This window comes from Herbaspirillum sp. CF444, from assembly GCF_000282135.1.
Taxonomy (GTDB): Bacteria; Pseudomonadota; Gammaproteobacteria; order Burkholderiales; family Burkholderiaceae_D; genus Herbaspirillum.
In genome coordinates this window covers 1-10,124 of record NZ_AKJW01000024.1, presented here as the reverse complement: position 1 = coordinate 10,124, position 10,124 = coordinate 1, and the positions used below count along the sequence as shown (strand labels likewise).

Here is a 10,124-nt window from a genome sequence, read left to right as displayed (position 1 = left end):
GGCGCCCTGCCACTCCAGCGGCGTGGCCAGGCTGCGGCTCCAGTTGCGCCAGTAGGTGACGGTTTCCTGCTCGAAGCTGCGCGCGGTATCGCCGATGCCGCCGGTCAACGTTTCATCGGGACCGAGCAGGAAGTTGAACGGCCGGCTGACGACGAATGCCGTCTCATCGAGCAGGTAGCTGATGGGCGCGTCGGTGTTCAGGCGCAACGTCATCTCCGTACCGACGTAGCGCACATGGTTGCTGCCGCGCGTGATTTTCGGCAGCTCGCGGCCCCAGTCGAAACGCGGCCGCAACAGCACGCGCAGACGCGGCGCGCCGTTCAGCGGCAGCACGCGGCGCACCAGCGTCTGCGGACGGAAGAAACGGCCGCGGCTCGGAAAACGCGGCGCGAAGTCGGTGATCTCGACGCCCTGTCCCAGCGTGTCGTAGAGGCGCGTTTTCAGGACGGCGGTATTCGGTTCGTACCACTGCTCGCTGTGCGAGAAATTCTCCAGCTCGAAACTCCACAAGCTGCCGCTCTCGCCGGGGTCGAGCAAGGCATTGAATACCGGATCGCCGTCGAAACGCGGCAGGCAGCACCAGACGATGCGGCCGAGCTTGTCGATCAGCGCGCTGTAGGAACAGTTGCCGATGACGCCGAGATCGAGGGATGAGGTGGAAGGCCGGTCGCCGTCGTTGCTGACGCCGGTGGAGGTATCGTTGCCGGGAGTATCAATGGATGACGTGGATGAAGTGCTCATGCTGCCTTTCCTCTCTTTACTCTTTTTGTTGTTGCCCGAGTGTTGTTGCCGTCGCGCCTGACTGCCGGCACTACTGGCACTAACTACTTTGCTGATTCGGCTTCGGGTGCGCTGAAAAATGTTTCCCTCAAAGGCGCCTGTCCGACGCATTCAAGGCCTGCTCCAGCCATTGATGCAGCGCCGCCGGATTATCCAGCCGCATGTTCGCCTTGCTCGGCCCTTCGCCGATCTTGATGGCGAATCCTTCATGCGATTGCACCCAGTCGAAGCCGGCTTCGTCGGTGACGTCGTCGCCGACAAATACCGGACGACGCCCGGCGAATGGGGCTTCGCGCATGAAGGAGGCGATGGCCTCGCCCTTGTCGGCCAGCGCCGCCTTGGCTTCCACCACCATCTTGCCGCGCAGGAAGGTAAAACCCCGCACGCGCGAGACGGCATGATTCATCGCTTCGATGCAGGCCTGCTCCAGATGCGGCGCCTTGCGATAGTGCAACGCCAGCGCGCCGCGCTTGGGTTCCAGCATCAGGCCGGGATGACGCGCCACCAGCGTTGCCAGGCGCTCCATCAATCGGGACGTGTCGGGTGCGGGCAATTGAATCAGCCGTCCTGTAGCGTCGCGCCGTTCCAGCCCGTGCACCCCGGCGGCAGGCAGACGCAGCGGTGCCAGATAATGGTCGAGCTGCTCCACCGGACGACCGCTGACCACCGCCAGCGCGCCGTTCGAGAGTTCCTGAATCCGCTGCAACATGTCGATCAGGTCCGGCGCCGGCACCACGCTGCCAGGCTCGGGAGCCAGGTTCACGAGGGTGCCGTCGAAGTCCAGAAACAGTGCATCAGCGGCAAAGTCGTATTCATGAGTTTGCAGAGACATGCTCTGTGAGGTCGATTTAATACCGATTAGTTCCAATTGGCTTTTCGACAATTGAATCGATGCAAATCGATAATTCTCCTTAAACAACTTGAGCCGGAAGATCGGGGAAAAGATGGCAAAGAAAGATAAAAGCGGGGGAACTGCGCCGCTCGGGCGATTCGTTGCATTTCTTGAAAATGCGAACCGCCCGAGGGTAAGGAAGAGAAAAATCAGTTGTGCACCAAAGGCTCAACCTTGTCTATCGGTGTTGCGTGAAGCAGCTTATGAGCAAGCGTCTTACGGCAAGGTCAAATCAACTGCCCTGACCATCCGTGCTCAACACCGCCTGCGCCTGCGGAATCGGCGCCACCAGTTGCGGCATCAGCGAGCCGGCCACCATGCCGCCGATGCTCATCAGCAAACCGACCAGCTGCGGCGGCCACATGCCTTCCGGCGCGGTGTATTCCAGCGTGATCCACGAAATCAGGCCGAGGATCATTGCCGCCAGCGCGCCCTGGCGCGTGGCGCGCTTCCAGTACACGCCGAAGGCCAACGGCACGAAGGCCGCGACCAGCGTGACCTTGTAGGCGTTCTCCACCATCTGGTAAATGCTGGACTGGCTGTTGAGCGCCAGCGAAGTCACGGCGACGGTGAAGATCAGCACGACCACGCGCATGGAGAACAGGAACTCCTTGTCGCTCTTCCACGGGCGGATTTCCTTGATCACGTTTTCGGTGAAAGTCACCGACGGCGCCAGCAAGGTGGCGCTGGCGCAGCTCTTGATCGCCGACAGCAGCGCGCCGAAGAACATCACCTGGGCGAACACCGGCATCTTTTCCATGATCAGCGTCGGCAGCACCAGTTGCGAATCGGTTTCGAGCAGCTTGCTGACCATGCCCGGATCGATCAGCGTGGCGGAGTACGCCAGGAAAATCGGGATGAACACGAAGAAGAAATAAATCACGCCGCCCAGAATCGACGCATTGCGCGCGACCTTCTCATTCTTCGACGACATCACGCGCTGGAACACGTCCTGCTGCGGAATCGAGCCCAGCATCATGGTTATCCACGCGGCAAAGAACCACAGCACCTCCCTGGGCGTGGGCGAAGGCCAGAAGTTGAACTTGCCGGCATCCGCCGCATGCTGGATCACCACCGCCGGGCCGCCGACCATGCCCGACACTTCCCAGCCGATGTAGAGCATGCCGACCACCACGATGATCATCTGCAGGAAGTCAGTGATCGCCACCGCCCACATGCCGCCCATCAGGGTGTAGATCAGCACGCTGGCGGCACCGATGATCATGCCCCAGTGCATCGGGATGTAACCGCCCGACACGACGTTGAACACCAGGCCCAGCGCCTTGATCTGCGCGGCCACCCAGCCGAGGTAGGAGATCACGATGCAGATCGTCACCAGCATTTCAGCGGCGCGGCCGAAGCGTTTTTTGTAATAGTCGCCGATGGTCAGCAGATTCATGCGATACAGCGGCTTGGCGAAGAACACGCCGACCAGGATCAGGCACAAGGATGAACCGAAAGGATCGGCGACGATGCCGCCCAGGCCTTCCTTGAGGAAGGTCGACGACACGCCCAGCACCGCTTCCGAACCGAACCAGGTCGCGAACACCGTCGCCGTCACCACCGACATCGGCAACGAACGGCCGGCCACGGCATAGTCCCTTGAGCTCTTGACGAACTTGGTTGCGTAAAGACCGATACCGACTGAAATCACCCAATAAAGTATGACGAACCAGATCAGGGCATTCATGCAATTTCCTTACGCGAAAAGGGGCTGAAAAAGGGAGAGACCAAGGGAGAGACCAGTATCGAAAACGCGCATTATAGCGGCATTGGCGCTGGATTTTGTCTTCCTGACAGCAGTCCGTCAGCAAATTTCGCGCCATCGGCGGAATGCGTTAAAAACGATGCCCGGCAGGATTGCGGAATCAATCCGCGACGGGAATCACATCGCGCGGAAATTGTTGCTCGGCGGCCATTTTTCCATCGCGGTCGACCCAGCGGTAATCCAGCGGCGCGGTCTGCCCCTTGCGCAAGGGATTGCGCGTGCAGTGCCGGGCATAGGCGGGATCGACATAGCGGTAAGGAAGATGCTCGTCGCGCCCGGCCGGAATCCCCAGCCGCGTGGTTTCGATCAGCGTGTGCGGCGATTCGCCGACATCGTCGACGAACAATTCTTCCGGATCGAAGGAGCGCGCATCCCAGTCGGGGACGCGCAAGGCCAGGGCTTTGCACAGCAAGGTTTGCCCCGCACAGAGCCGGTGCAGAGGTCGTGCGGCGCCCTGCGCGTCGGGGTTTGCCGCCTGCATGACCGCCAGTGCGGCGGGGCCGGCGATCGTGTCTATCCAGGGATAGGCCGATTTGATCAGGACCGCGTTGCCCCGGCCGGCCGCGCTGATGTTGAACGAATCGCCGCCGCGCGAGTAATACATGTAGATCACGCCGCCGTCCATGAACAGTGCACGGCGTTTGTGGGTATAACCGAGCGAGGCATGGCTGCCGCGCTCGTCGAGGCAATAGGCCTCGGTCTCGATGATGCGGGCGGAGAGCCACTGGTTTTTCCAGCGTCGGCGCAATACCTTGCCGATGAGGGCACGCGCCAGCGCAGGACTGTCCCGGTCGAAAAAGGCCGTGTCCAACATGGTGAACCGGGAGGTATCAGGGGAACTTTGGCGCATCTTGTCTTCCTCGGGATCAGCATCCGCTTCGTTTTCCTTGATTGCAACCACAGGCCGGCGCATCGGCGACGCATCAATGGCAACGGGGCGAGCCCTTCCGGAACTCGCCCCGCTTTCAGCGTGAAGTGGTCGCCGGTCAGTCGACGATGGCTTCCAGCGCGAACAAATCGGCCGGATTTTCACGCTTGCGGATCAGGTGCACCTTGTCGCCGTCGACCAATACTTCAGCCGCGCGACCGCGGGTATTGTAGTTGGACGCCATGGTCATGCCATAGGCGCCGGCCGACATCAGCGCCAGCAGGTCGCCCGGTGCGATTGCCAGTTCGCGGTTGCGCGCCAGCCAGTCGCCGGATTCGCACACCGGGCCGACGATGTCGTAGGTCTGCGCCGCATCCTTGCGCTGCTGCACGACTTGCACGCCGTGCCATGCTTCATACAAGGCGGGACGCATCAGGTCGTTCATGGCGGCGTCGACCACGGCGAAATTCTTGGTCTCGCCGTGCTTCAGATACTGCACTTCGGTAATCAGCAGGCCGGCATTGCCGACGATGGAACGGCCGGGTTCGAACATGACCTTGATGGCCTTGCCATCGTATTTTTGCTTGCGCCAGGCATCGACGCGGGCAAACAGGCGGCCCAGGTAGTCGCCGACCGGGACCGGTTGCTCGTCGTCATAGGTGATGCCGATGCCGCCGCCGATGTCGAGGTGGTGGATGGCGATGCCTTCGGACTCCAGCTGGTCGATCAGTTCGATCACCTTGTCCAGCGCTTCCAGCAACGGCGCGTCGTCGAGCAACTGCGAGCCGATGTGGCAGTCGATGCCGACCACTTCGATGTTCGGCAGCGCAGCCGCGTCGCGGTAGCAGGCCAATGCATCTTCGTAGGCAACGCCGAACTTGTTTTCCTTCAGGCCGGTGGAAATGTACGGATGGGTCTTGGCGTCGACGTTGGGATTGACGCGCAGCGAGATGCGCGCGCGCTTGCCTGCTTCGCCCGCGACTTCGTTGAGGCGATGCACTTCGGGAATCGATTCGACGTTGAAGCACAGGATGTCGTGTTCCAGCGCCAGGCGCATTTCGTCGCGGCCCTTGCCCACGCCCGAGAAAATCACCTTGCGCGGATCACCGCCGGCGGCAATCACGCGCAGCAGTTCGCCGCCCGAGACAATGTCGAAACCGGAACCGAGCTTGCCCAGCAGGTTCAGCACCGCCAGGTTGGAATTGGATTTGACCGAATAGCACACCAGCGCGCCGCCGTCGCCGGCATCCACGCTGCGGCCGGCTTTCTTGCAAGCGTCGGCGTAGGCGGAATAGTTGGCTGTCAGTGCCGCCTTGGAATACACATAGAGCGGCGAGCCGAACTTCCCGGCCAGTGCATTCAGAGGCACATTTTCGGCATGCAGCACGCCGTCGCGATAAGAGAAATGGGACATAGATTAAAGACGGCGAAGATTAACGACAGGAATTGACGACGGAAATTATTTGGAATCGCTTGCTGCGGCGCCGCTGTTGCGGTCCGGGCCGGATGACGGCGCTATCGACATGTCGACGGCGCCGCTCATGTTGGTGACGTTGCCGGCGGCATCATCGGACGCGCCCGCATTGCGCACCGGGTGCGGCGGCGGCGGTTTTCCCAGGTACAAGGGGCCCTTCTGGCCGCAACCGGCCAGCGACAACGCCAGCACCAACACGGTACCGCCGAACGCCGTCAAGGACGGAGAAAAATGAAATGGAGACTTCACGATAGAATCACGGGTTTACATCAATGTCTCGGAGTGTAGCATGACAGAATCAGAATTCCTGGCCCTCGCGGATTCCGCCTTGAACGCCATCGAGGCCGCACTGGAGCAGGCCACCGACGACACCGAGCTCGATGTCGAGTGCAGCCGCAGCGGCAATGTCCTGGAAATCGAATGCGTCGACAACGGCTCCAAAATCATCGTCAACAGCCAGGCGCCCATGCAGGAACTGTGGCTGGCGGCCAAATCGGGCGGCTTCCATTACAAGTACGACGGCACGCAATGGATCAGCGCGCGCGACGGTTCGGAGCTGTATGCCACACTGTCGGCGGCCGTCACGGAACAGGCCGGCGTCGCCGTCACGCTGAGCGCACCCGCCTGATAAGCAACCTCCGGCTCAGCCCGCGCTGACCTGGCTGATGGCGCGTTCCCAGGTCTGCATCCTTGTCGCCGCTTCATCGCGACTCATGGTCGGCAGGAAGGTGCGCTCCATGCGCCAGTGTTCCGACAATTCCGCCATGTCCCGATAGACGCCGGTCGCCAGGCCGGCCAGGCTGGCGGCACCCAGGGCGGTGGTTTCCGTGACTTGCGGACGGATCACCGGAATGCCGAGCAGGTCGGCCTGGAATTGCAGCAGCAGATTGTTGGCGGAAGCGCCGCCGTCGACGCGCAATTCGGTGATCGGCGACACGGCGTCGCGCACCATCGCCGTCAGCAAGGCGGTGCTCTGGAAGGCAATCGATTCCAGCGCGGCGCGCGCAATGTGCGCCACCGTGCTGCCGCGGCTGAGGCCGACGATCGCGCCCTTGGCCGAAGGATTCCAGTACGGCGCCCCCAGCCCGGTAAACGACGGCACGAACACCACGCCGCCGGAGTCCGGCGCCGACGCCGCCAGTTCTTCCACGTCCGTCGAATGCTTGATGGCCTTGAGGCCGTCGCGCAGCCACTGCACCACGGCGCCGCCGATAAAGACGCTGCCTTCGAGCGCGTATTGCTTGCGTTCGCCGACCTGGCATGCGGCGGTGCTGATCAGGCCGTTGTGCGATTGCGCGCACTGGTCGCCGGTATGCAGCAGCATGAAGCAACCGGTGCCGTAGGTATTCTTGGCCATGCCGGGCTGGAAGCAGGCCTGGCCGAACAGGGCCGACTGCTGGTCGCCGGCGATGCCGCCGATCATCACCGCCGCGCCCAGATGTTCGGCGTCGGTGCGCCCGTAGAGATGGGCGGAAGGATGGACTTCCGGCAGCATCGAGCGCGGCACGTCCAGCCATTCCAGCAATTCCTCGTCCCAGCTGCCGGTATGGATGTTCCACAGCATCGTGCGCGAGGCGTTGGACACGTCGGTCACGTGCAGGCGGCCCTGCGTCAGGTTCCAGATCAGCCAGGCGTCGACCGTGCCGAACGCCAGTTCGCCGCGCTGCGCGCGCTCGCGCAGGCCCGGCACGCTGTCGAGTATCCAGTGCAGCTTGGTGCCTGAAAAATACGGATCGAGCACCAGGCCGGTCTTGTCCCGGATAGGATCGGCCAAGCCGCGCTCGCGCAGCCTGGCGCAGATTGCCTCGGTGCGGCGATCCTGCCAGACGATGGCGTTGTGCACCGGCTTGCCGCTGGCGCGCTCCCACACGACGGTGGTCTCGCGCTGATTGGTGATGCCCAGCCCGGCCAGGTCGGCGGCCTTGATGCCGGCCTGCGCCAGCACCTGGCGGCAAGTCTGCAGTTGGCTGTTCCAGAGATCCATGGGATCGTGTTCGACCCAGCCGGGCTGCGGAAAGATCTGGCGAAACTCTTGCTGCGCGGTGGCGACGATGGCGCCGGTTTCGTCGAAGATGATGCTGCGTGAGCTGGAGGTGCCTTGGTCGAGAGCAAGCAGATATGCCATAACATTTGCCTTACAAATCACTGTGAAATCACAGCGTAACAACGATTGCTCCGTGCTGGAAGAAAAAACGCCATTCCGGCAGATACCGGAATGACGTCGTGGCGCTACTGAAGTCCCGGCATTCCTGCAGAAGCGCAGCGAGCGGTCCGAGCTCCGGAGGAGAAGCGCAGCCGTACGCGAGTACGGTGAGCATCGCAGTCCGGAGATCGGATCGCGCTTAGCTTATGCGGGGATGCCTAGCGGACCTTGCCATCCTTCCATGCTTGCAACAACTTGTCGTAAGGGATGGTTTCACCCTTCGGCTTTTCGTTGGCCAGCTTGGCCCATGGCGCGCCCTTGTCGGACAGCCATGTCGCAGGATCCTTCTTGTCGTTGAGCTTGGGCGCGCAGTTCTTCATGCCGGCGCGCTGCAGGCGGGCCATGATGCCGTCCATCTCTTCGGCCAGATTGTCCATCGCACCCTGCGGCGTCTTCTCGCCGGAAATGGCGGTGGAGATATTCTTCCACCACAGTTGCGCCATCTTCGGATAGTCGGGCACGTTGTTGCCGGTCGGCGTCCATGCCACGCGCGCCGGGCTGCGATAGAACTCGATCAGGCCGCCGTACTTCGCCGCATTCTTGGTGAAATAGTCCGAATGGATGTCGGAATCGCGGATGAAGGTCAGGCCGACGATCGACTTCTTCAGCGACACGGTCTTGGACGTCACGAACTGGCCGTACAGCCAGGCCGCTGCCATCTGGTCAGGCTGGGTGCTCTTGAGGAAAGTCCAGGAACCGACGTCCTGGTAACCGTTCTGCATGCCTTCTTTCCAGTACGGGCCGTGCGGGCCTGGCGCCATGCGCCACTTCGGCGAACCGTCGGTGTTCACCACCGGCAGGCCTTGCTTGGTCATGCCCGCGGTGAAGGCGCTGTACCAGAACACCTGCTGTGCGATATGGCCTTGCGCCGGCACCGGCCCCGCTTCGGAGAAGGTCATGCCGAGCGCTTCCGGCGGTGCGAATTTCTTCATCCAGTCGAGGTACTTGGTCAGTGCGTAGACCGCCGCCGGCGAGTTGGTGGCGCCACCGCGCGAAGTCGACGCGCCTACCGGCGTGCATTTGTCGGCCGCTACGCGGATGCCCCATTCATCGACCGGCAAACCGTTCGGCAAGCCCTTGTCGGCAGCGCCGGCCATCGACAGCCACGCATCGGTGAAGCGCCAGCCCAGCGAAGGGTCTTTCTTGCCGTAGTCCATGTGGCCGAACACCTTCTTGCCGTCCAGTTCCTTGACGTCGTTGGTGAAGAAGGCCGCGATGTCTTCGTAGGCGGACCAGTTTTGCGGCACGCCCAGCTCATAGCCGTACTTGGCCTTGAACTTGTCCTGCAGGTCCTTGCGCGCAAACCAGTCGGCGCGGAACCAGTACAGGTTGGCGAACTGCTGGTCGGGCAGCTGGTACAGCTTGCCGTCCGGCGCGGTGGTGAAGCTGGTGCCGATGAAATCCTTCAGGTCGAGGCCGGGATTGGTGTAATCCTTGCCGGGACCGGTCATGTAGTCGGACAACACCACGGTCTGGCCGTTGCGGTAATGGGTGCCGATCAGGTCCGAGTCATTGACCCAGCCGTCGTAGATCGATTTGCCCGATTGCAGCGAGGTCTGCATCTTTTCGACCAGGTCGCCTTCCTGGATCACGTCGTGCTTGACCTTGATGCCGGTGATTTCTTCAAAGGCCTTGGCCAGGGTTTTCGACTCATAGACGTGCGTGTCCAGCGTTTCGGACACGACGTGGATTTCCTTGACGCCTTTCGCCTTCAGCTTGGCGGCGGCCTCGATGAACCATTGCATTTCGCTCAGCTGCTGCTGACGCGACAGGGTGCTCGGCTTGAATTCCGAATCGACCCATTTTTCGGCCGATTTGGTGTCGGCCCATACGTTGCCCGCCACCGCAATCGCAGCGGCCAATACGGTTAGTTTGAATTTATGCATCACGTCTCCTCGTCACCTTCCCAAAGATGGCGCGCAGAAGAGGGAAGGACATTCTCCGGCGCGTTATTTCAATACCCATACTGCCCTACTGCCAACCGCTTCAATACGCCCGGGCTGTTCACCCCTTGCGCATGATTGCCAACAATGCCAACAAACCAAGACCGGCCGCATACCATTGGTCGAGGTCGGTCACGGCGACCCACGCCAGATTGATGTAGGCGGCGCTCAACAAGCCGATGAACAGGCGGTCGCC

At 61.9% G+C, this 10,124-nt stretch carries 10 protein-coding genes; 1 reads left to right on the top strand and 9 read right to left on the bottom strand.

All coding sequences use genetic code 11. From position 1 onward, the window contains the following. The 6 genes from PMI16_RS06545 to lptM form a co-directional block, all read right to left on the bottom strand. Positions 1-741: trehalase-like domain-containing protein (locus tag PMI16_RS06545; protein WP_007877665.1), on the bottom strand; the 741-nt coding region annotated here is incomplete at its 3' end. Positions 742-868: 127 nt separating this feature from the next. After that, on the bottom strand, positions 869-1,612 hold the full coding sequence (gene otsB / locus PMI16_RS06540) for a trehalose-phosphatase (RefSeq protein WP_007877664.1): 744 nt from the start codon (positions 1,610-1,612) through the stop codon (positions 869-871). Positions 1,613-1,904: 292 nt separating this feature from the next. After that, on the bottom strand, positions 1,905-3,362 hold the full coding sequence (locus PMI16_RS06535; RefSeq protein ID WP_007877659.1) for a sodium:solute symporter family protein: 1,458 nt from the start codon (positions 3,360-3,362) through the stop codon (positions 1,905-1,907). A 178-nt stretch (positions 3,363-3,540) separates the two neighbouring features. Next, a complete protein-coding gene (locus PMI16_RS06530) occupies positions 3,541-4,290 on the bottom strand; it encodes a DNA-3-methyladenine glycosylase (RefSeq protein WP_007877657.1) in 750 nt (249 codons plus the stop codon). A gap of 136 nt (positions 4,291-4,426) precedes the next feature. Then, a complete protein-coding gene (gene lysA / locus PMI16_RS06525) occupies positions 4,427-5,722 on the bottom strand; it encodes a diaminopimelate decarboxylase (protein ID WP_007877655.1) in 1,296 nt (431 codons plus the stop codon). Positions 5,723-5,767: 45 nt separating this feature from the next. After that, positions 5,768-6,031, bottom strand: coding sequence for an LPS translocon maturation chaperone LptM (lptM, locus tag PMI16_RS06520; protein ID WP_007877653.1), 264 nt, complete (start codon positions 6,029-6,031; stop codon positions 5,768-5,770). Between the two features lie 40 nt (positions 6,032-6,071). Here lptM and cyaY point away from each other — a divergent pair, with 40 nt between their 5' ends. Then, positions 6,072-6,410: an iron donor protein CyaY gene (cyaY, locus tag PMI16_RS06515; RefSeq protein WP_007877651.1), complete on the top strand. Its 339-nt coding sequence runs from the start codon at positions 6,072-6,074 to the stop codon at positions 6,408-6,410. Positions 6,411-6,425: 15 nt separating this feature from the next. On the opposite strand, the gene glpK is transcribed toward cyaY, so the two are convergent. The 3 genes from glpK to PMI16_RS26665 all read right to left on the bottom strand — a co-directional run bounded on the left by glpK (position 6,426) and on the right by PMI16_RS26665 (position 10,115). Then, entirely contained in the window at positions 6,426-7,907 is a 1,482-nt protein-coding gene (glpK, locus tag PMI16_RS06510) for a glycerol kinase GlpK (RefSeq protein WP_007877649.1), read from the bottom strand. A gap of 236 nt (positions 7,908-8,143) precedes the next feature. Continuing rightward, complete coding sequence (locus PMI16_RS06505) at positions 8,144-9,871, bottom strand: ABC transporter substrate-binding protein (protein WP_007877648.1); 1,728 nt, start codon at positions 9,869-9,871, stop codon at positions 8,144-8,146. 118 nt (positions 9,872-9,989) lie between these two features. Next, the gene (locus tag PMI16_RS26665; protein WP_081493375.1) at positions 9,990-10,115 is read right to left on the bottom strand and encodes a DUF2160 family membrane protein; all 126 of its coding nucleotides are present in this window, start codon (positions 10,113-10,115) and stop codon (positions 9,990-9,992) included. Positions 10,116-10,124: the final 9 nt, after the last annotated feature.

Bases quoted from the DNA above. Each gene is read 5' to 3' on its own strand.
- glpK (WP_007877649.1), bottom strand. From the start codon at position 7,907: ATGGCATATCTGCTTGCTCTCGACCAAGGCACCTCCAGCTCACGCAGC.
- cyaY (WP_007877651.1), top strand. From the start codon at position 6,072: ATGACAGAATCAGAATTCCTGGCCCTCGCGGATTCCGCCTTGAACGCC.
- otsB (WP_007877664.1), bottom strand. From the start codon at position 1,612: ATGTCTCTGCAAACTCATGAATACGACTTTGCCGCTGATGCACTGTTT.
- lysA (WP_007877655.1), bottom strand. From the start codon at position 5,722: ATGTCCCATTTCTCTTATCGCGACGGCGTGCTGCATGCCGAAAATGTG.
- PMI16_RS06530 (WP_007877657.1), bottom strand. From the start codon at position 4,290: ATGCGCCAAAGTTCCCCTGATACCTCCCGGTTCACCATGTTGGACACG.
- PMI16_RS06535 (WP_007877659.1), bottom strand. From the start codon at position 3,362: ATGAATGCCCTGATCTGGTTCGTCATACTTTATTGGGTGATTTCAGTC.
- PMI16_RS06505 (WP_007877648.1), bottom strand. From the start codon at position 9,871: ATGCATAAATTCAAACTAACCGTATTGGCCGCTGCGATTGCGGTGGCG.